Genomic DNA, 21,064 nt, shown 5'->3' on the forward strand with positions numbered 1-21,064 from the left:
AAATGCCCGTTCCTTGTGCAAAAGACGCTAAAATAACGCTCTTTCACCGCACCGCTGGAGAATCGCATGTCAATGGCCGATCGCGACGGCAAGATCTGGATGGATGGCAAGCTCATCGACTGGCGCGACGCCAAGATCCACGTGCTGACCCACACGTTGCATTACGGCATGGGCGTTTTCGAAGGCGTACGCGCCTACAAGACGGCTGACGGCGGCACGGCGATTTTCCGCCTCCAGGAACATACCAAGCGTCTCTTGAATTCGGCCAAGATCTTCCAGATGGACGTGCCGTTCGACCACGAAACGCTGGCCGCGGCACAGTGCGAAGTGGTCCGCGAAAACAAGCTGGAATCCTGCTACCTGCGCCCGATCATCTGGGTCGGCTCGGAAAAGCTCGGCGTGTCGGCCAAGGGCAACACGATCCACGTGGCGATCGCCGCCTGGCCGTGGGGCGCTTACCTCGGCGAAGACGGTATCGCCAAGGGCATCCGCGTAAAGACCTCGTCGTTCACGCGCCATCACGTGAACGTTTCGATGGTCCGCGCCAAGGCGTCGGGCTGGTACGTGAACTCGATCCTCGCCAACCAGGAAGCGATCGCCGACGGTTACGACGAAGCGCTGCTGCTGGACGTGGACGGCTACGTGTCGGAAGGCTCGGGCGAAAACTTCTTCCTCGTGAACAACGGCAAGTTGTACACGCCGGACCTGGCGTCGTGCCTCGACGGCATCACGCGCGACACGGTCATCACGCTGGCGCGCGACGCGGGCATCCAGGTGATCGAAAAGCGCATCACGCGCGACGAGGTCTATACCTGCGACGAAGCGTTCTTCACCGGCACGGCCGCGGAAGTCACGCCGATCCGCGAACTCGACAACCGTACAATCGGCTCCGGCGCACGCGGTCCGATCACCGAGAAGCTGCAATCCGGTTTCTTCGATATCGTGAACGGCAAGAGCGACAAGTACGCGCACTGGCTCACCAAGATCTAACGCGCGCTGCGCCGGCCCAAGGCCCTCGGCCTTTTGCCGGCGCGACGCACGCACCCTGCATACAACGAGAAAGTCCCCATGAGCGAAATTAAGGAAATGCCGCTGGTCGAATTGACGGCAAAAGATCTGCCGGCGTACTGCCCGAATCCGGCCATGCCGCGCTGGAGCGCGCATCCGCGCGTCTTTATCGACGTCACGCACGGCGAAGCGAAATGCCCGTACTGCAGCACGCGTTACAAGCTGCGTGACGGCGAAGTGGTCAAGGGTCACTGATCGCAAGCGCTTCGCAGCAACGCCGCAGCCGCGGCGGGACCGGTCATGCCGGATCCGCGCCGCAAGGCTCGCGGCTTTTCCCCTTTACCCAATCGAACGCCACGCGCATGGTTCGCGCGGCGCTTCGTTTAGACACCGGACACTCACTCTGATGCGTCGCGCGTTGGTTATCGCACCGAACTGGATCGGTGACGCATTGATGGCGCAGCCGCTGTTTGCGCGCCTCGTGAAATTGCATCCGCGCATCGTGATCGACGCGGTCGCGCCCTCGTGGGTCGCGCCCGTGCTCGAACGCATGCCCGAGATCCGTGACGTCTACGCAACGGACCTCGCGCACGGCAAGCTGCAGATGCTGCGCCGCTGGCAACTAGCGAGCGACTTGCGCGATGTCGGCTACGACGCGGCCTATGTCCTGCCGAATTCGCTCAAGTCGGCGCTGATTCCGTGGATGGCGGGCATTCCGCTGCGCATCGGCTACACCGGCGAGAGCCGCTACGGCCTGCTGAACGTACGTCACGCGAATCCGCGCAAAGACGAGCGCCCGCCGATGGTCGGTCATTACGCCGCCCTCGCCTACGCGCAAGGCGCCAAGGTCCCCGAGGACCTGCCGATGCCGCGGCTCGACGCGGATCTGAACGAAGCGTCGCGAGTCTCGGCGCGTTTCAATCTGGATACGCGTGTGCCGCTGCTGGTGTTTTGCCCGGGTGCCGAGTACGGCCCGGCCAAGCGCTGGCCGCCCGAGCATTTCGCGGCGCTCGCACAGATCGTCGGCCAGTCGTTCCCCTACACGCAGATCGTCGCACTCGGCTCGCCGAAAGACGCACCGCTGGCCCAGGCCATTGCCGAGAAGGCGCCGAACGTGCGCAACCTGTGCGGCCAGACCGCGCTGAGCGAGGCTTGCGCGCTGATCTCGCGGGCCAACGCGGTCGTCACCAACGATTCCGGCCTGATGCACGTGGCCGCCGCGCTGCGCCGGCCGCTGGTGGCCGTATACGGTTCGACCGATCCGCGCCACACGCCGCCCTTGTCCGAGCTCGCGAAGGTACAATGGCTTCATCTCGAATGCAGCCCCTGTTTTCAGCGCGAGTGTCCGCTCGGGCATCTGAACTGCCTGAAGCAGTTGAGTGCCGAGCAGGTGTTCGGCGATTTGCGCGGCATGTTGCTTGCGCAACGTTGAACCAGACTGATTCGGCTGATACTTGCACGCAACACCGCACGCCCTGAGCGCGTCGCGTCATGTTCGCGCCTTGCGGCGCGGGCATCCTCGCGCTTAGGTGCGATTGTCCGGTGCTCCGGACTGTCCCGCTGACCGCTGCCCCGCAACCGCGCGCCGCGCACAAGAGACTGACGAGCCATGCCACGTTTTGCCCATATCTTCGAAGCCGCCGCCGATACGCTGAATGCCTATTACCAGGCCATCGCCGAAGTGAATATCGACAGCTTGATGGGCCTGTGGATCGATGAGGAATTCGTCAGTTGCATCTGCGCCGACGGCTCCCATCTGCACGGTCTCGACAGCATTCGCGCCGGCTTGCAAATCCAGCTCGAAACCGCGCCCGTTTCGATTGAACCGCTCGATATTCGCGTCTACGACAGCCTCGGCACCGTCGTCTACGCCATCGCCGAAGCGCACCGCCCGGCCGATCCGAAGGCGACGCCCGCGATGGTGTTCACCACTTACGTGATGGTCCACGAACGCGGCGAATGGCGAATTGCGCATATTCACGCGAGTCCGATGCCAAACGAGGCCGCCAGTCAGTTCGCGACCAAGATGCGGCATGGCCAAGGGTCGCTGCACTGACGCCTGACGGGCGCATTTCGCTTGTTCGGCCTGTTTCACCGGTTCTATCTTTTTGCTTTGACCCTGGCATGAGCACGCCCCGCAGGAAGTCACCCGTCCCGAACGAATCCCCCATAGGGGATTGGGAGATGACGCACGATCAATCCACCTCTACCGGCGCAGTCCGCGCCGCGGCGGCTGTCGAGGCCACCGTCGAGCTGCTCTACCGCGCGCCGCTCTGGCTGCCGAACCGGCATGTACAAACCATCGTCCCGGCGCTGTTTGCACGCCGCCCGGCTATCGCGTTCCGGCGCGAACGCTGGGATACGCCGGATGGCGATTTCATCGATCTCGATTGGGTGGTGCATGACGGCAAGCCTGCCTCAGTGCTCGCCCCTGCCACGCCCGCCAGAATTCCCGCAGACGACGCGCCGCTGTTCGTGCTGTTTCACGGCCTCGAAGGCAGTTCCACGTCGCACTACGCCGCCACGTTGATGGCGGCCGCGCGCGAGTACGGCTGGCACGGCGTGGTGCCGCACTTTCGCAGCTGCAGCGGGCCACTGAATCGATTGCCGCGTTTCTATCATCTCGCCGACAGCAACGAAGTCGACTGGATCCTGCGCCGCTTGCGCGCCACGCATCGCGGGCCGATCGTGGCTGCGGGCGTGTCGCTCGGCGGCAATGTGCTGCTGCGCTGGCTCGGCGAGCGGCGCGAAGATGCGTCGCCGGTGCTCTCGGCCGCCGCGGCGATTTCGACGCCGATCGACGTGCACGCCGGCGGCCGCGCGTTGTCACAGGGCTTCGGCATGATCTACACGCGCAGTTTCCTGAAGACGCTGAAGCAGAAGGCCGAGCAGAAGCTGACGCAGTTCCCGGGGCTGTTCGACCGCGACGCCATGCTGGCGAGCCGCACAATGTACGACTTCGACAACGTGGTGACAGCGCCGCTGCACGGCTTTCGCGATACTAACGACTACTGGAGCCGCGCGACCACGCGGCCGTTGCTGTCCGGTATCGCCGTGCCGACTCTGGTGCTGAATGCGCGCAACGACCCGTTCCTGCCGGCCGAAGCGTTACCGGCGCGGCACGAGGTATCGGCGTCGGTGGAACTCGATCAACCCGAACACGGCGGCCACGCGGGTTTTATGACCGGGCCGTTTCCGGGCCGCATCGACTGGTTGTCGAGGCGCGTGCTCGGCTATCTGGAGCAGCACGTCGATCATGGATGACATCGTCAAGCAGGCCTTGGCCAAATGGCCGAACGTGCCGAGTTGCACGGGATGGTTGATGTTGGACCGGCGCGGCAACTGGCGCATGCGGGATGAAGCCGCTCAGGCCAGCGGTACGCCTGGCACGCCGATACGGCATGAGGCGTTGCTCGGGTTTATCAACCGGAATTACGACGCCGACGAACGCGGACGGTGGTTTTTCCAGAACGGCCCGCAGCGGGTGTATATCGAGTTGGGCTATACGCCGTGGGTGGTGAGATTGTCAGCCGATGCCGGCGGCGTGCTTTCCTTGACGGACCAGGCCGGCGGGGCTTTCGAGCCAACGGCCGTGTTTGTCGACGATGAAGGTGGGATTCTGTTTGTCGACGGCTCGGCCCCGCCGAGAGTCGCGGTTTTGCACGATCACGACCTCGAGGTTTTTTCCGACCACGCAGCGTTGGGCGATGACTCGATGAGCGGCGCGTTTCGCTGGAACAACGGGGTTGTGTTGCCCTTGCAGGGCGTGCAGCGAAGTGAGGTTGCCGCGCGGTTTGGGTTTGTCGATAGTCCGGCGGCAAACGTCTAGGTCGTTTGCCTGCTTATTTATCGCATCGTTCTTTTGCAGACCTCGCGTTCCGGTCAGATAGCGCAAGCCGGCAACCCCTAACTCTTCTCGTCAAGCCGCTCCTCTTTATAGCGGCTCTCCATTTCATGTAAGCGGGCGTCGACCGTCGCGAGATCGTAGTAGCCAATCGCCTTCAGATCCCGCGCTTCCTTCAGTTGCCGGATGGCCGACGGCCATGCCCCCTCGAGCGCGAATTTTTCCGCGAGCGCCCGATGCTGCGTCAACGCATCGCCACTGCCGGCGCTTGCCTGCGCGAGATACATCCACCAGGCAGGCTGACCGGGCTGGGCACGCGTTTCCTTCAGAGCCAAAGCCTGCGCCTCGGCGAATCGCTTCAAAGTCAGCAGGGTCTGGATATGCATATCGATCGCGGCGTTCGACTGCGGCCAGCGCTTCTGCGCAAACTCGGCGAGACGTGCCGCCTCGTCATCACGCCCGGCTCGGCGCGCGATGTCGGCCGCCAGCACGTCGAGGCTCGGCGAACTGCGCATGGGCTCGCCCTCACCACGCTCGCCCGCGGCAAATGCTGCACGCGACGAAGCCAGCGACGCCACCGCATCGTCGTAACGCTCGAGCAGCATCTGCCCAAACGCGATCCCATACCAGTTCGCTGCGACGTTCACCGCGGTACGGTCCTCGATTTCGGAGCGCAGGCGCGAAATCCCATCCGCGTATTCACTACGCGAGCGGTCCTGCAGCAAGCGCGCCCGAGCCCGCACGAAGCCGTATTCGGACGTTTGATGCGGTTGCCGGTACGGCGCGCGGCGCGCACGGTCCTCCATGTCGGCGATCCGTTCGCCAGTCAGCGGGTGGGTACGCGCGTAAGCCGGTATGCCGGTGTCGCTCATCGCCGCGCGATCCAGGCGGCCGAAAAAAGTCGTCATCGCGTAGGGGTCGTAGCCGGCGCCGGCCAGCAGCAGAAAGCCGACACGGTCCGCTTCATGCTCGGCGGAGCGCGAGAAACGCAACTGGTTGTCGACCGCATAGGCCTGGCCGCCGATCGCAATCGCGCTGCCGAGGTCGCCGCTGTGTGCGAGCACGCCCGCCAGAATGCCGAACAACAGACCGGCGAGCGCGGCATAGCCGCTGCGCTCGCCGGTGGTGATCATCCGCGAAATGTGCCGCTGCAAAACGTGCCCCATCTCGTGGCCGAGCACGGAGGCGAGTTCGGACTCGGTTTGCGTCGTCACGATCAAACCGGTGTTCACGCCGATAAACCCTCCCGGCAGCGAAAAGGCGTTAATTTGCGTGTCGCGGACCGCGAACAGCTCGAAGTCCGGACGATAGCCGCCGATGTAAAGCGCGCTCGCCGCCGCGGAGAGTTTCGCGGCGACCGAGTTCAGATAGTCGCGCACGAGCCAGTCGTCGAGATAGTCGGGGTCGCGACGCAACTCGCGCATCACGCGTTCGCCGAGCTTGCGCTCGGCTTGCGGCGTGAGCGAGCCGGAGCCGCCGTTGCCGAGGTCGGGCAATTGCTGGGTGACGATCGGGGTACGCCAGTTGGTGGTCGCGCCAGCGTTGCCGGAGAAGCGGCTTTGCGCGCCGCCATAGACGCCGAACACGCCTTGGGCGATGTCGGGCGGCACGATAGGGTCGGCGAAAGTTTCGACCGGGCCGCTTTCCAACGGCGGTTCCGCGGACTGCATGTTGAGCGCGAGGGTCGTGCCCGTGTTGGAGTTCGCATTCGATGCGCCGCGCGATTGCGCGTACACGCCCGGCGGCGCGGCGAGCGCGACAGACAACAACGCAGCAAGAAACCGTTTCGAGCGCATCGCGAGGTCGATATGACGAAGTCGAAAAGCGGCGCCCGCCGCTCGGACTAAGATAGCGGGCATACGGTGATTGTAATCATCTCGACCCGTCCAATCACGCTGCTATGATAGGCGCCCTCTGAAGGAGCCCAACCATGCCTGAACTCACTCATTTCGACGCTGCCGGCCAGGCGCATATGGTGGACGTCGGCAGCAAGCAGGAGACCAAGCGCATCGCGGTCGCGCGCGGCTCGATTCGCATGCTGCCGGAGACGTTCGCGCTGATCCGCGACGGCAACGCCAAAAAAGGCGACGTGATCGGAATCGCGCGCATTGCCGCGATTCAAGGCTCGAAGCGCACCGCCGATCTGATCCCGCTATGTCACCCGCTCGCGCTGACCCGCGTGAAAGTGGACTTCGAGCTCGATGAAACGTTGCCCGCCGTGCATTGCACGGTGCAAGTGGAAACGCTGGGACGCACGGGCGTGGAGATGGAAGCGCTAACCGCCGTGCAGATCGGGCTGCTGACCGTGTACGACATGTGCAAGGCGGTGGATCGCGGGATGACAATCACCGATGTGAAAGTGCTGGAGAAGCACGGCGGGAAATCAGGGGATTGGGTAGCGGGTTAATGACGGCCAACGTCATCGCCCCGCTCTACTGATACTAAAGCTACAGAACGACAGCGCGGCTCAATCGTCGTCGCTGTCGTCGTCCTGATTGACATCGCCCGGCGGCATGCCATAGCGCTTGACCAATTCCGCCTTGAAGCCGGTTAGCGTCTTCTGCTCGTCGCACAGCTCATACACGTATGCCAACTGCGACGGCCAGTCCTTCAACTCCTGAGCAAAGATCTTCAGACGCTCGACGGTATCGAACGCCCCCGCCGTATCGCCGCTCAGTGCCTGCAGCACCGCATACCGGCGCAGCACGGTTTCGCCCGGCAGCAGCGCAATCGCCTGCTTATGCATCGCGAGCTTGTGTTGCAGGTTCATCGAATTCATCGGTTCCAACGTCGCAAGACCGTACTCTCCCCACGCCTGGAACAGGAACGACGGATCCGCACGATACTGCTCGGCAGGCCGCGAACCGTAATACAGCACCTCGGCGCGCGCGTAGTCGCGATACACCGGATACAGCGCGGCAATGCCGCCGAACACAACCACAGCAAACGCACCGAACGACAGGCGGCCAGGCACGAGCCGCAGCGACCGCGTCTCGAGCAAACCGAATACGAACATAGCCGGCAGCAGGAAGAACATGTACTGCTGCGGATACTCGACCAGCGCGTGCATGACCAGCACGCCGATCAGCGCGACGCCGAACACGCGCGCGGCGCTCTGCGGCGCGCGGACCACACGCACCAGCCACGTAATCAGGCCGAACAGCACGATCGCAACGCCGATCAAACCCGTCTTCGCGAGCAGGTCGATGAAAATGTCGTGCGAGTTATTGGCGATCTCGACGCCGCCCAGCGACTTCACATACTCGAACTGGTAGCTCGGAAACTCGCCCCAGCCGACACCCAGCAGCGGATGCGCCTTGAACATCGTCCAGCCGTACTTCCACAGCGCCAGGCGCGGCGCGATCTGGCCGGCGTCCTTGAAACGCTCGGCCGCCGACTGCCCAAGCTCGAGGTGATAGTGCACATTGGCCCAGCGGATCAAGGCATTGATGACGAAGAACAGCACCGCCAACCCGATCGGGATCAGCCATTCGCGATTGCCGCGGCGGAGCAGCGGCTGGCTACGCGTCTGCGCAAAGGCCATCCAGAAACCCGCCACCACGATCACGCCCATCTGCAGCCAGGGGCCGCGCGACACGGTCAGCGCGAGTCCAATGGCAAAAATCGTCGACACGAGCAGCCAGATGCTGACGGCGACGCGGCGCGTCTGCACGAGGAACAGTGCACCTGCCATCGCGAATGCGATATAGGTGGCAAGGTGGTTCGCCTGCGCCATATTGCCGAACGGCCGGCGCTCGACGGTCACGTTGTAGGCGACGACCAGCGGCGACACGCGCACCTCAAGGTGAAACAGTTGGATCACCTGGCAAAACACCGCAAACAGGCCACCGACGATGAGTGCCCCGGCTGCCCAGCGCAGTGCCGTCTCATTCAGTTTGGCGCGTGTGAAACCGTAGCCGGCATGCGTCGCCATGAATGCGGCGAGCAGGTAACCGCCGCCGAGCCAGTTCATCGACGGCTGCGAAACCGGCAGCAACACCGACTGTGCAACCAGCACCAGTCCGAACAACAACGGCACCAGCGCGACCACCGGCGACGCAAACGTCACGCGCGGCCGCGCCGTCCACACCAGCAGCACGACCCCCGCGCCCGTCAGCAGATACAGCGCGAGCGCCGTGAATTCGGCGTAGAAAGTCGGAATCGGATACGTGTGGTTGGCGACCGCATAAGGCAGCACCAACGCGAGAGCCAACAGAATGAGAGACAGGTAGCGCGCAAATGGGGTGGGCATCGAGTAACCGGGAGGGCGTCAGCAACCGGCGCACTATACAAAAAAATCCTCCTGCTGTGCGCCGGCTGGGCTGAAATATCCCGAAAATCAGCGTTTTACGTTCGGATAACAACTCACCCGATCTTTCTCCCCATTGCTTACGCGCGGCACTCCGGCGGGGCAAGATTCGACGGCAAGGAAGGTGTGTCGGCTGGTGCGGGCCCGGCGCCTGGCGCAGGCAACGAAGAGGCTGTTTTGCCGCTGACGAAACATTCCCAGGTGACCGCCCCGGACTGCACTGCGCCCTTGCTCAAGGCGATTCGTGCAGTGGGTGCGTCGGCATTGTCCGGCACCGAGGGCACCAAGGTCAGCGTGTTCGATCCGGCAGGCGCGACGCGCGTCGTGAAGGCGACGGTGATCTGCCCGGTATCGTCGTCGACGTGAACGGACTCGACGTTGCGGGTGGCAGGCGGTGACGCATACCCGCCGCCGAACGCATTGCCGCTCGCGGCGTTTTCGGACACCGCAAGCCGCGCAGAGGCAGCCAGCGAGAGCCCCTCACCGACGCGGCTGCGGGCCAGATAGTCCTGATACGCCGGAATCGCATAGGCGGCGATCACGCCGACAATTGCCAGCACGATCATCAACTCGATCAGCGTAAAGCCGAAGCCGAAATTGGAACCGAAACGACGGCAGGCACGTGCAAGTGGCACCGTCCAACGCACTCGTTCGAGCGCGTTCCGTGGCGAAAGCGTGGACTGTGAAAAAGGGGAATACGGCAAAGTAACGGTCATCGGCAGGCTCCTGAAACGAAAAACGCCTGCCCCTCGAATCGGGGACAGGCGTTTCAATCGTAGCCAGCAGCGGGCGTTCGACACAGTCAGCCGAATGGCTAACGCTGCGATGTTCAGGTCAGCTCGCCCAGCAGCGTCAAGCCGCCGCGCGATTCGCGTTGCGGCGCTTGAGCAGATAACCGAGGATCACAACAAACAGCGCACCGGCGATGCTCATGCCGTACTCGGCCAGTGGCGTATCGAGGATCGGCCAACGGTCGCCGGCGGGATCGTTGATGATCAGGCCGCCCGCAATCCAGCCGAGAAGCGCGGCGCCGAGCGTGATGACGATTGGAAAGCGATCGAGCAGCTTCAGCACCAGCTGACTGCCCCACACGATCAGCGGAATACTCACCACCAGCCCGAAAATCACCAGCGCAAGGCGATGTTCGGGGTCGGCCGCCTCGGCCGCGCCGGCAATCGCGATCACATTGTCGAGACTCATCACGGCATCCGCGATGATGATGGTCTTGATCGCCGACATCAGCTTGTCGGCCGGCTTGACGCTCTCGTGGGCATCATGCGCGGGCGCCATCAGACGCACACCGATCCACAGCAGCAACAGGCCGCCCGCGAATTTCAGCAGCGGCACGTCGAGCAGCGCCACGGCGAACGCAATCAGCGCGACGCGCAGCACGATGGCGCCGGCGGTGCCCCACAGCACGCCTTTCGTACGCTGCGCAGGCGGCAGGTTGCGGCAGGCAAGCGCGATCACGACGGCATTGTCACCACCTAGCAGGATGTCGATGACGATGATCTGAATGACTGCGCCCCAATGGAGCGTGGCGAAGAACTCGAGCATGAGTAAAAGAATAAGAAGGAATCGGACGCGCAGGCAATAAAAAAGCGGAGGAGTCTAGACTCCCCCGCTTTTTAGGACTGCCCGCTCACGAAAGGGTTTCGTAAGCGTATCAAAAACGCGCCGTGACTGTGCGCGAATTTTGTTTTTACAGCATCGCCTTCAGAAGACGCGCCATTTCCGACGGGTTCTTCGTCACGGTGATGCCGCAGGCTTCCATGATTTCCAGCTTGGCTTCAGCCGTATCCGCACCGCCCGAGATCAGCGCGCCGGCATGGCCCATGCGCTTGCCCGGAGGCGCCGTGACACCGGCGATAAAGCCAACCACCGGCTTCTTCATGTTGTCCTTGATCCACTCAGCAGCATTCGCTTCGTCCGGACCACCGATCTCGCCGATCATGATGACGGCGTCCGTTTCCGGATCGTCGTTGAACATCTTCATCACGTCGATGTGCTTCAGACCGTTGATCGGGTCACCGCCGATACCGACTGCCGACGATTGGCCGAGGCCGATCGCCGTCAATTGACCGACTGCTTCATACGTCAGCGTGCCCGAACGCGACACGACGCCGATGCGGCCCTTGCGGTGGATGTGACCCGGCATGATGCCGATCTTCAGTTCGTCCGGCGTGATCGTGCCCGGGCAGTTCGGTCCGAGCAGCAGCGTCTTGCGGTTCTCGGCACGCATGCGAGCCTTGAGCTCGATCATGTCGCGCACGGGAATGCCTTCCGTGATACAGATCGCCAGATCCAGATCGGCTTCGACCGCTTCCCAGATCGCAGCAGCAGCGCCTGCCGGCGGAACGTAAATCACCGACACGGTCGCGCCCGTTTCAGCCTTGGCTTCAGCGACGCTCGCGTAGATAGGAATGCCCTCGAAATCTTCGCCGGCCTTCTTCGGGTTCACGCCCGCAACGAACGCTTCGCGGCCGTTAGCGTATTCACGGCAAGCACGCGTATGGAACTGACCGGTCTTGCCGGTGATGCCCTGCGTGATGACCTTGGTGTCTTTATTAATCAGAATCGACATGTATTGACCTCTGTTCGTCTGGCGCCGCGAGCTAGGCAGGATGTTCTCCACCCGCGCCGCCCACGCGCCGCCATTCGTAATCCTGGTAAACGTCCCGGCAGGCTTACGCCTTGCCCGAAGCGGCCGCGACGACCTTCTGAGCCGCTTCTTCCATGCTGTCTGCCGCAATGATCGGCAGGCCGGATTCAGCGAGCATCTTCTTGCCCAGGTCTTCGTTCGTGCCCTTCATGCGAACCACGAGCGGCACCTTCAGCGACACGGCCTTCGACGCAGCGATCACGCCTTCCGCGATCACGTCGCAGCGCATGATGCCGCCGAAAATGTTGACCAGAATCGCGGTCAGGTTCGGGTTCTTCAGCATGATCTTGAACGCTTCCGTGACCTTCTCGGTCGTGGCGCCACCGCCCACGTCCAGGAAGTTCGCCGGTTCGCCGCCGAACAGCTTGATGGTGTCCATCGTTGCCATTGCGAGGCCAGCGCCGTTCACGAGGCAGCCGATGTTGCCGTCGAGCGAGATGTAGGCGAGGTCGAACTTCGACGCTTCGACTTCAGCCGGATCTTCTTCGTCCAGATCGCGATACGCGACGATTTCCGGATGACGGAACAGTGCGTTCGAATCGAAGTTGAATTTCGCGTCCAACGCGATGACCTTGCCGTCGCCGGTCAGGATCAGCGGGTTGATTTCGGCCAGCGATGCGTCGGTTTCCCAGAATGCCTTGTACAGGCCTTGCAGGATCGAGCGTGCTTGCGGCAGCGAAGCGGCGGGCACGCCGATCTTCGTGGCGAGCTCGTCGGCTTCAGCGTCTTTCAGACCGGTCGACGGGTCGACGGCGATCTTGTGAATCAGCTCAGGCGTCTTTTCCGCGACTTCTTCGACGTCCATGCCGCCTTCGCTCGATGCCATCACGACGATCTTCTGCGAAACGCGATCGATCACCAGGCCGACATACAGTTCCTTCTTGATGTCAGCGCCTTCTTCGATCAGCAGACGATTCACCTTCTGGCCTTCCGGACCGGTCTGGTGCGTGACGAGCTGCATGCCGAGGATCTGGTTCGAGAATTCACGAACCTGTTCCAGCGACTTGGCGACTTTCACGCCACCGCCCTTGCCACGGCCACCCGCGTGGATCTGAGCCTTCACGACCCATACCGGGCCGCCGAGCTCTTCCGCGGCCTTGACCGCATCATCCACCGAGAAGACCGGCTTGCCGCGCGGTACCGCGACGCCGAATTTCCGCAGGATTTCCTTACCCTGGTACTCGTGAATCTTCATGCGTGATTCCCTTCAGTCTGAGAGTTGGATTGAACTTCGTTTCCGCTGCCGTCGTTCATGCCGGACGCGTTGCCGCCCTCACCTGTCTGGCGGGCTGCCCCGTCGCCTGACGATGCCGCGCGATCCGCTGTATACGGAGCGCGGCCATACCAGCGCGGATAAAACTGTTGCACCGCCTCGCCGTCGAAACGCAGCGCGTGGCAGCGTCCCAACTGGAATGGCGGTTTGTTGTTGGAATGCTCGTCTGTGCTGTCTTTGCTTCTGGACTGCTCGGTCCCGGAACTCGCCGCTGCGCCCGGCGTGTCTTCATTGGTGTTCCACACGTCGCCGGCGAACGCCTGGATTGCGGCGGTCGGCAGGAGCGCGCACAACTCGGTGAGATGCGTGCAGCCAGCCGTGCCGGCCAGCAAACGGGCAGCATCGCGACGGAAGTTGTTGAACAGATTGAGCCCGATGAGGGCACGGTAGGCGGGATTGCTGGCCTGGCACAACCCTGGATAGGGCACCCAGTCGGACGACGCTTCGGCGTCGACGACGTTGAGCTTGCGATCGATGGTGATGCGAAGCCAGAGTTCATGGATCGGCTGACCATTGGGCCGGACGCCCGACGCAAGCACCACATCGCGCGGTTTTTCGTCGGTCAAGCACGCTTCCACATCCCACAGGCCATCGGCTCGCTCATAGGCTTCCGCTCTGATTGCGCGACGGTGGCGCAACTGACGGGATACTGGCGGGGAGAGCGGCATGCGGGAAGGAAAGGCCGGATTGGAAAACCCACGAATTTTAGCATACTGGGTATTTGAGACAGGCCGGAATGCGCAGGGCCGCCCAGCAGGCCGGAGAGCGCGGCAGACGCTATCTCAAAGTGGGAAGCGCACAGGTATCCAGCACAAGCGGTGCGCCAAACGGGATAGCGCAGCTAGCCGCCGCTTCATTCCTCGTCGAACCCTTTGAGAATTTTGCCGATCGTAGCGCCCGAGAAACCGCGCGATGCCAGAAAGCGCGCCTGCTTGGCCCGCTCGGCGGCAGTTTCGGGAAGTCGGTCGAATTTCTTCCGCCAAACGGCCTGAGCGCGCGCCAGTTCGGTTTCGCGCAGTTGCGCACTGGCTTCTTCGACCAGCGTTTGGTCGACCGCATGCTGCTTCAATTCGCCGACGATCCGGCTCGCGCCCAACCGCGACGAGCGCCGATGGATCAGGCTTTCGGCAAAACGCGAGTCAGACAGCCAGTTTTCGGCTTCCAGCGAATCGAGCAACGTATCGAGCGAATCGGTTTCCTCGACGAACGGCTTCAGCTTGCGCGCCAGTTCGGAGCGGCTGTATTCACGCCGGGACAAATAGCCGAGCGCACGTCCTTTTAGCGAACGGGCCGGGCGTTGGGATTTTTTTGCATCGTTCTGTTCCGGCTTCGCCTCGTCAGGCGTGCGACGCGAGCGGGTATAGGTAGTTTCGGACGGGTCCGCTGCAGCCTGCGCGGATGGATCAGACGGCGGCTGACGACCTGCGGCGCGATCGTGCGCGTCGAATGATTCGAAGGAATCGGGATCTGATGCGTATGAGCGCCCAGGGGCAGCGTTGCCGGCAGGATCGCGCGGCGAACGTGAAGTGGAACGCCCGAAAGAGCTTCCAGAAGATTTGCCGAACGATGAACCGGATGAACGACTGAACGAACTGCTGGACGACTTTCCCGACGACCGCCCAAACGACCGGGTGGACCGGGAAGTCGACGAAGAGGACGATGACGACGACTCGAACGAATCGTCGCCACCGTCACGCGGGCCGTCCGCGTTGTGTCCAGCGTTGGACGGCGGCCGGCCCTTGCGTATCACGTGCTGGTTACTCTTCTTCGCCCGCGACTTCAGCGGCCGCACCGGTCGCCACTTCCGCCATGGCATTCACGCCCAGCGATTCGCGGATACGGTTTTCGATCTCACGGGCAATGTCCGGATTTTCGCGCAGGAATTCGCGCGCGTTGTCCTTACCCTGACCAATACGTTCGCCGTTGTAGCTGTACCAGGCGCCGGCCTTGTCGACGATCTTGGCCTGCACGCCGAGGTCGATGACTTCGCCCTGACGGGAGATGCCCTCGCCATACAGAATGTCGAAAATCGCTTCGCGGAACGGCGGCGCAACCTTGTTCTTCACCACCTTCACGCGCGTTTCGTTACCGATCACTTCGTCGTTCTTCTTGATCGAGCCGATCCGGCGAATATCCAGACGCACCGACGCATAGAACTTCAGCGCGTTACCGCCCGTGGTGGTTTCCGGGTTGCCGAACATCACACCGATCTTCATACGGATCTGGTTGATGAAGATCACGAGGCAGTTGGTGCGCTTGATCGTGCCGGTGAGCTTGCGCAGCGCTTGCGACATCAGACGCGCTTGCAGACCCGGCAGCGAGTCGCCCATTTCGCCTTCGATTTCAGCCTTCGGCACGAGTGCCGCGACCGAGTCGATCACGATCATGTCGATCGAACCCGAGCGCACCAGTGCATCGGCAATTTCGAGCGCCTGCTCGCCGGTGTCCGGCTGCGAAACCAGCAGGTCGTTGACGTTCACGCCGAGCTTGCGCGCGTACTGGATGTCCAGCGCGTGTTCCGCGTCGATAAACGCTGCCGTGCCGCCGAGCTTCTGCATTTCGGCGACGACCTGCAGCGTCAGCGTGGTTTTACCGGACGACTCCGGACCATAAATTTCGACCACCCGGCCACGCGGCAAACCGCCGACGCCCAGCGCGATGTCAAGGCCGAGCGATCCGGTTGAGACCACCTGGATGTCTTCGACCGCCTCACCTGCGCCGAGCCGCATGACCGACCCTTTGCCGAACTGCTTTTCGATCTGCGCGAGCGCGGCAGCGAGTGCCTTGCCCTTTTCAGCAGTCAGTCCAGCCGAGCCTTTCTTGCTTTCTTCCATGAATCGTCCTTTGCTATGATGAACGGCGTCTGAGGCAGATGTGCGGCCCGTTCTAGAAGGACAGCACACGAAACTCAGACACTGTATAAAAAAACAGTAGTTTTGGCAAGCGCGATTCTCATGCGAACGCGCATTTTTACCGTCGCACTGCCCAACTACCCACAATAATTTTCGGAGACCGCTGTGCGCCGGGGGGGATACCCTACGGTGCCGGCAAGGCCAAGCTTGCGCACCATGCGAATTCTGATTGCCGAAGACGACAGCATACTCGCGGACGGTCTGGTTCGATCACTCCGCCAATCGGCCTATGCCGTCGATCATGTGAAGAACGGCGTCGAGGCCGACACCGCCCTGTCGATGCAAACTTTCGACCTGCTGATTCTCGATCTGGGCCTGCCGCGCATGTCCGGGCTCGAGGTGCTGCGCCGCCTGCGCGCCCGCAACTCGAACGTGCCGGTGCTGATTCTCACGGCGGCAGACAGCGTCGACGAACGCGTCAAAGGCCTCGATCTCGGCGCCGACGACTACATGGCCAAGCCCTTTGCGCTGAACGAACTCGAGGCGCGCGTGCGCGCCCTGACCCGGCGTGGCGCCGGCGGCGGCCCGACAGTGGTGCGGCACGGTTCGCTGTCGTTCGACCAGGTTGGCCGGATTGCCTATGTCAACGAGCAGGTGATCGATCTGTCGGCGCGCGAACTCGGTTTGCTCGAAGTGCTGCTGCAGCGGATCGGCCGGCTGGTGTCGAAGGAACAGCTCGTCGACCATCTGTGCGAATGGGGCGAAGAAGTCAGCAACAACGCGATCGAAGTCTACGTGCACCGACTGCGCAAGAAGATCGAGCCGAGCGGCGTACGCATCATTACTGTGCGGGGCCTCGGGTACTGCCTCGAGAAAGCCGCCCTGCCGCCAAACGTGAACATGAACGCGAACGTGAACCCAAGCGCCAACCCGCCCGCCGAATCCGAGCCGCCCTCCTCGCCCCCGTCGGCCGCGATGCCCGCGAGCCATCACTTCAAATAGAGAGGGTCCCCATGTCCGCACGCGCAGATCGCGCCACGGCGCACGCGGCGGACCTCGACGAGGTGCGCGACGAGCGCTACGCCAATCCGTTCGCCCCGCCCGATGAGACCGAAGCCGCCGCCGAAGCACGCCCGCGCTCGCTGTTCGGCGAGATTCTGGACTGGATGCTGGCGCCGCTCCTGCTGCTTTGGCCGATGAGCCTCGCGGTCACCTACCTGGTCGCCAAGTCGATCGCCAACGGCCCGTTCGACCGCGCGCTCGAAACCGACGCCTACGTGCTCGCCCGCCAGATCCATCCGATCAACGGCGTGGCGGAGCTGTCGCTGCCCGACTCCACCCGCGACTTTCTGCGCGCCGACAATGTCGACAGTGTGTTCTATCAGGTGCTCGGCACGCGCGGCGAACTGGTGGGCGGCGAGCGCGACATGCCGCTGCCGCACGAGGAAGACCGGCCGCCGCCGGGTCTCGTCGAATTCCGCGACGACGTGCTGCGCGGCAACGATATCCGCGTCGCCTATACGACCGTCGAATTTCCGCAAACGCCCGGCGCCCAGCCGGTGCTGGTGCAGGTCGGCGAGACGCTCGACAAACGCAGCCAGCTTGCCAACGACATCATCAAAGGCGTGATCCTGCCGCAGTTCGTAATCCTGCCGCTGGCGATCCTGCTGGTGTGGTTCGGCCTGTCGCGTGGACTCGCGCCGCTGCACGCCCTGCAGGCGCATATTCGCGCGCGCCGCCCGGACGATCTGTCGCCGCTCGAAGCCCGCCGCGCGCCGCCGGAAATCGAGCCGCTGGTGACGTCGTTCAACGATCTGCTGACTCGCCTCGAACAGAACATGGAGTTGCAGAAGCGTTTTATCGCCGACGCCGCGCATCAGATGAAAACGCCGCTTGCCGGTCTGCGCACCCAGGCTGAACTCGCGCTGCGCCAGGACGCCTCCGCGGAAGTCCACCGCTCGCTCGAACAGATCGCTACCAGTTCGGAGCACGCGGCCCGCCTCGTCACCCAGTTGCTGGCGCTGGCGCGCGCGGAGAACCGGATGTCGGGCCAGATTTTCACGCCGGTCGAGGTGACCGAGGTGGCGCGCAGCGCTGTGCGCGATTGGGTGCAAGCTGCGCTCGCCAAGCAGATGGACCTCGGCTACGAAGCCCCCGAAGAGCCGGTCGAAGTCGATGGCAATCCGGTCATGCTGCGGGAAATGCTGTCGAATCTGATCGACAACGCGATCCGCTATACGCCGGCTGGCGGGCGGATCACCGTGCGGGTGCGGCACGACGTGACCGCGCGGCTCGTGCATCTGGAAGTGGAAGACACCGGGCTCGGCATTCCGGTGGCCGAGCGCTCGCGGGTGGTCGAGCGTTTTTACCGGATTCTCGGCCGCGAAGGCGACGGCAGCGGCCTTGGGCTCGCGATCGTCCGCGAGATCACGACGATGCACGGCGGGGAGATGGCCATCGACGATAACGTCTACCAAATTTCCCCACGACTTGCCGGAACGCTCGTGCGTGTCAGCTTGCACGTGCTTGAACGGGTACGGGACTTACCCTAAGAGCGCAAAAATCCACGCTTGAGCCGGCGCCAAATTGAGATACGTTTATCAAAAATTAAAAGGACTTAGTGGTCAATTGTCGTGTTTTGATGGAATTTCCCTTCACACATCTGAAACTGCCATTCCATCCCTCCACGTCAGTACGCCGTAAGTTTCCACTCCAATAATCGGTTTCACGGGAACGCCTTTGCCGGCGGACCGCGTGCACATATCAATATTGGAGACGACATATGGCTACCGTTGGCGGGCAAATCTCGCACGTGCCGATGACGCACGATGAGAAGCGGGTGATCTTCGCATCGTCGCTAGGTACGGTTTTCGAGTGGTACGACTTCTATCTGGCCGGCTCACTCGCCATCTTCATCAGCAAGAGCTTCTTCTCCGGCGTCAATCCGACTGCCGCTTTCATCTTTACGCTCCTGAGTTTCGCCGCGGGCTTCGCGGTGCGGCCGTTCGGCGCGATCGTATTCGGACGACTCGGCGATATGGTCGGGCGCAAATACACGTTCCTCATCACGATCGTGATCATGGGTCTGTCGACGTTCCTCGTCGGCTTCCTGCCCGGCTATGCGTCGATCGGCATTGTGTCGCCGGTGATCTTCATCGCGATGCGGATGCTGCAGGGACTTGCACTCGGCGGCGAATACGGCGGTGCGGCCACCTACGTCGCAGAACATGCGCCGCCGGGACGCCGCGGTTTCTACACCGCGTGGATCCAGACCACCGCCACGCTTGGCCTGTTCCTGTCGCTGCTGGTGATTCTCGGCGTGCGCACGGCGATGGGCGAAGACGCGTTCGGCGCCTGGGGCTGGCGCATTCCGTTCATCGCGTCGATCATCCTGCTCGGCGTGTCGGTGTGGATTCGCCTGCAACTGCATGAATCGCCGGTGTTCGAGCGCATCAAGGCCGAAGGCAAGACCTCGAAGGCGCCGCTGACCGAAGCATTCGGTCAATGGAAGAATCTGAAGATCGTGATCCTCGCGCTGATCGGCCTGACCGCCGGCCAGGCCGTGGTCTGGTACACGGGCCAGTTCTACACGCTGTTCTTCCTGACGCAGACGCTGAAGGTCGACGGCGCGACGGCCAACATCCTGATCGCGATCGCGCTCCTGATCGGCACGCCGTTCTTCCTGTTCTTCGGCTCGCTGTCGGACCGTATCGGCCGCAAGCCGATCATCATGGCCGGCCTGCTGATTGCTGCCTGCACGTACTTCCCGCTGTTCAAGGCGCTGACTCACTACACGAACCCGGCGCTTGAGGCGGCTACAGCAAAGGCACCGATCGTCGTGATCGCGAACCCGGACGAGTGCTCGTTCCAGTTCAATCCGGTCGGCACGGCGAAGTTCACGAGCTCCTGCGATATCGCCAAGAGCGCGCTCTCGAAAGCCGGTTTGAACTACGAGAACGTCGCCGCGCCGGCGGGTTCGCTGGCGGAGATCAAGGTCGGCGATACGGTGATCAACACGTATGACGGCAAGGCCGCCGACGCCAAGGACCAGGGCAAGGCGTTCGACAAGACCCTGGCGACGACGCTGAAGACCGCCGGCTATCCGCCGAAGGCCGATCCGTCGCAGATCAACTGGCCGATGAGCGTGGTGATCCTGACGATCATGATGATCTACGTGACGATGGTCTACGGGCCGATTGCGGCGATGCTGGTGGAGATGTTCCCGACGCGTATCCGCTATACCTCGATGTCACTGCCGTATCACATTGGCAATGGCTGGTTCGGCGGCTTCCTGCCGGCGACCGCCTTCGCGATCGTGGCGGCCAAGGGCAACATCTACTCGGGGCTGTGGTATCCGATTGTGGTCGCGCTCATCACGCTCGTGATCGGCATGCTGTTCGTCAAGGAAACCAAGGACTCGGATATCTACGCGAAGGACTGAAACGCCTGACAGCTCGGGCAACTTAAAAAAGTTGCGGGCCAGGGGTTGACAGCCTCCGGCCCTATCCTCATAATCTCGCTTCTTTCGGCGAATTAGCTCAGTTGGTTAGAGCGACGGAATCATAATCCGCAGGTCCGGGGTTCGAGTCCCTGATTCGCCACCAGTTGCAAGAAGAAGCCGCTGATCCACAAGGTCAGCGGCTTTTTTGTTTTGGCTCTCCCAAACAGCAACTTCAAGGAGGTTTCTTGATGACGTTCCGCACTGCCGCGCTTGCCGTGGCCACCGCATCCAGCACGCTTCTCGCCGCCGCATCGCCGCTCTCCGCCAACGCCCAAACACCGCCCGACAGTCAGTGGCGCGCCAGCTCGCTCACGCTCCCGACCTTGCTGCAGGACGGCTACAAAATCGTCGCCGTAGTGAACAGCGCGAGCGGCAACGCCGGCCCAACCGATACGATCTTCGTTCAGCGCGATCAGAGCGCCTTCAAATGTGTCGACCCGTCGTCGCCCGATGCAAAATCCAAGGCTGCGTGCTTCGAACTGGTTCAGCCGTCGGGTGCCGCCCCCGAATCCAAATAGGCGGATGACTTAGCACAATCGAGTCGTCGGCTTTAACGCTCGCAACTAATAAAGGAGCTGGCTTGCGCTAGCTCCTTTGCAATGTCTTAGCCCGGTC

The 21,064-nt window shown here is 62.7% G+C and carries 20 protein-coding genes and 1 tRNA gene; 12 read left to right on the forward strand and 9 right to left on the reverse strand.

The features are described 5' to 3' along the window. Positions 1-66 precede the first annotated feature (66 nt). The 6 genes from PQQ86_RS16415 (at position 67) to PQQ86_RS16440 (ending at position 4,837) form a co-directional block, all read left to right on the forward strand. Positions 67-990, forward strand: a complete 924-nt coding sequence (locus PQQ86_RS16415; protein ID WP_097390330.1) for a branched-chain amino acid transaminase — start codon at positions 67-69, stop codon at positions 988-990. 78 nt (positions 991-1,068) lie between these two features. Then, positions 1,069-1,263 carry a zinc-finger domain-containing protein gene (locus PQQ86_RS16420; protein WP_054034422.1) on the forward strand — a complete coding sequence of 65 codons (195 nt, stop codon included), beginning with the start codon at positions 1,069-1,071 and terminating at the stop codon, positions 1,261-1,263. A gap of 151 nt (positions 1,264-1,414) precedes the next feature. Further along, the gene (gene waaF, locus PQQ86_RS16425) at positions 1,415-2,440 is read left to right on the forward strand and encodes a lipopolysaccharide heptosyltransferase II (protein ID WP_408268663.1); all 1,026 of its coding nucleotides are present in this window, start codon (positions 1,415-1,417) and stop codon (positions 2,438-2,440) included. Between the two features lie 177 nt (positions 2,441-2,617). After that, positions 2,618-3,064: a nuclear transport factor 2 family protein gene (locus PQQ86_RS16430; protein WP_408192543.1), complete on the forward strand. Its 447-nt coding sequence runs from the start codon at positions 2,618-2,620 to the stop codon at positions 3,062-3,064. A 128-nt stretch (positions 3,065-3,192) separates the two neighbouring features. Next, positions 3,193-4,272: a YheT family hydrolase gene (locus PQQ86_RS16435; protein WP_408268666.1), complete on the forward strand. Its 1,080-nt coding sequence runs from the start codon at positions 3,193-3,195 to the stop codon at positions 4,270-4,272. Further along, positions 4,265-4,837 (forward strand): DUF2946 family protein, encoded by a 573-nt coding sequence (locus PQQ86_RS16440; protein ID WP_408268668.1) that lies wholly within the window; start codon positions 4,265-4,267, stop codon positions 4,835-4,837. The genes PQQ86_RS16435 and PQQ86_RS16440 overlap by 8 nt, the downstream gene beginning before the upstream one ends. Positions 4,838-4,914: 77 nt before the next feature. Here PQQ86_RS16440 and PQQ86_RS16445 read toward each other — a convergent pair whose 3' ends face one another. Then, positions 4,915-6,648: a M48 family metalloprotease gene (locus PQQ86_RS16445; protein ID WP_408268671.1), complete on the reverse strand. Its 1,734-nt coding sequence runs from the start codon at positions 6,646-6,648 to the stop codon at positions 4,915-4,917. 134 nt (positions 6,649-6,782) lie between these two features. On the opposite strand from PQQ86_RS16445, the gene moaC reads away from it, so the two are divergent. After that, positions 6,783-7,259 carry a cyclic pyranopterin monophosphate synthase MoaC gene (moaC, locus tag PQQ86_RS16450; protein ID WP_408268674.1) on the forward strand — a complete coding sequence of 159 codons (477 nt, stop codon included), beginning with the start codon at positions 6,783-6,785 and terminating at the stop codon, positions 7,257-7,259. A gap of 60 nt (positions 7,260-7,319) precedes the next feature. On the opposite strand, the gene PQQ86_RS16455 is transcribed toward moaC, so the two are convergent. From PQQ86_RS16455 to recA, 8 genes are all read right to left on the reverse strand, one after another. After that, complete coding sequence (locus PQQ86_RS16455; RefSeq protein WP_408268676.1) at positions 7,320-9,104, reverse strand: PglL family O-oligosaccharyltransferase; 1,785 nt, start codon at positions 9,102-9,104, stop codon at positions 7,320-7,322. Between the two features lie 137 nt (positions 9,105-9,241). Beyond that, positions 9,242-9,877, reverse strand: coding sequence for a pilin (locus tag PQQ86_RS16460; protein WP_408268679.1), 636 nt, complete (start codon positions 9,875-9,877; stop codon positions 9,242-9,244). A gap of 136 nt (positions 9,878-10,013) precedes the next feature. Continuing rightward, complete coding sequence (locus PQQ86_RS16465; RefSeq protein ID WP_408268681.1) at positions 10,014-10,718, reverse strand: TerC family protein; 705 nt, start codon at positions 10,716-10,718, stop codon at positions 10,014-10,016. Positions 10,719-10,863: 145 nt separating this feature from the next. Next, the gene (gene sucD / locus PQQ86_RS16470) at positions 10,864-11,745 is read right to left on the reverse strand and encodes a succinate--CoA ligase subunit alpha (protein WP_097390342.1); all 882 of its coding nucleotides are present in this window, start codon (positions 11,743-11,745) and stop codon (positions 10,864-10,866) included. A 103-nt stretch (positions 11,746-11,848) separates the two neighbouring features. After that, positions 11,849-13,018 carry an ADP-forming succinate--CoA ligase subunit beta gene (gene sucC / locus PQQ86_RS16475; RefSeq protein ID WP_408192558.1) on the reverse strand — a complete coding sequence of 390 codons (1,170 nt, stop codon included), beginning with the start codon at positions 13,016-13,018 and terminating at the stop codon, positions 11,849-11,851. Continuing rightward, positions 13,015-13,764, reverse strand: coding sequence for a DUF2889 domain-containing protein (locus PQQ86_RS16480; RefSeq protein ID WP_408268685.1), 750 nt, complete (start codon positions 13,762-13,764; stop codon positions 13,015-13,017). Before PQQ86_RS16480 ends, sucC begins: the two co-directional genes overlap by 4 nt. Before the next feature lie 185 nt (positions 13,765-13,949). Further along, positions 13,950-14,846 carry a recombination regulator RecX gene (recX, locus tag PQQ86_RS16485; RefSeq protein ID WP_408268688.1) on the reverse strand — a complete coding sequence of 299 codons (897 nt, stop codon included), beginning with the start codon at positions 14,844-14,846 and terminating at the stop codon, positions 13,950-13,952. A 7-nt stretch (positions 14,847-14,853) separates the two neighbouring features. Further along, entirely contained in the window at positions 14,854-15,930 is a 1,077-nt protein-coding gene (gene recA, locus PQQ86_RS16490; RefSeq protein ID WP_097390345.1) for a recombinase RecA, read from the reverse strand. A gap of 234 nt (positions 15,931-16,164) precedes the next feature. On the opposite strand from recA, the gene PQQ86_RS16495 reads away from it, so the two are divergent. From PQQ86_RS16495 to PQQ86_RS16515, 5 genes are all read left to right on the forward strand, one after another. After that, positions 16,165-16,950 carry a response regulator gene (locus PQQ86_RS16495; protein ID WP_408268691.1) on the forward strand — a complete coding sequence of 262 codons (786 nt, stop codon included), beginning with the start codon at positions 16,165-16,167 and terminating at the stop codon, positions 16,948-16,950. Positions 16,951-16,961: 11 nt separating this feature from the next. Further along, positions 16,962-18,500: a sensor histidine kinase gene (locus PQQ86_RS16500; RefSeq protein WP_408268694.1), complete on the forward strand. Its 1,539-nt coding sequence runs from the start codon at positions 16,962-16,964 to the stop codon at positions 18,498-18,500. Between the two features lie 230 nt (positions 18,501-18,730). Beyond that, positions 18,731-20,389, forward strand: a complete 1,659-nt coding sequence (locus tag PQQ86_RS16505) for an MFS transporter (RefSeq protein WP_408268697.1) — start codon at positions 18,731-18,733, stop codon at positions 20,387-20,389. Between the two features lie 86 nt (positions 20,390-20,475). Continuing rightward, positions 20,476-20,552 (forward strand) — tRNA-Met (locus tag PQQ86_RS16510). A gap of 85 nt (positions 20,553-20,637) precedes the next feature. Further along, positions 20,638-20,967: a hypothetical protein gene (locus tag PQQ86_RS16515; RefSeq protein ID WP_408268698.1), complete on the forward strand. Its 330-nt coding sequence runs from the start codon at positions 20,638-20,640 to the stop codon at positions 20,965-20,967. Positions 20,968-21,064 lie beyond the last annotated feature (97 nt).

Source organism: Paraburkholderia sediminicola (assembly GCF_046026675.1).
GTDB lineage: Bacteria > Pseudomonadota > Gammaproteobacteria > Burkholderiales > Burkholderiaceae > Paraburkholderia > Paraburkholderia sediminicola_F.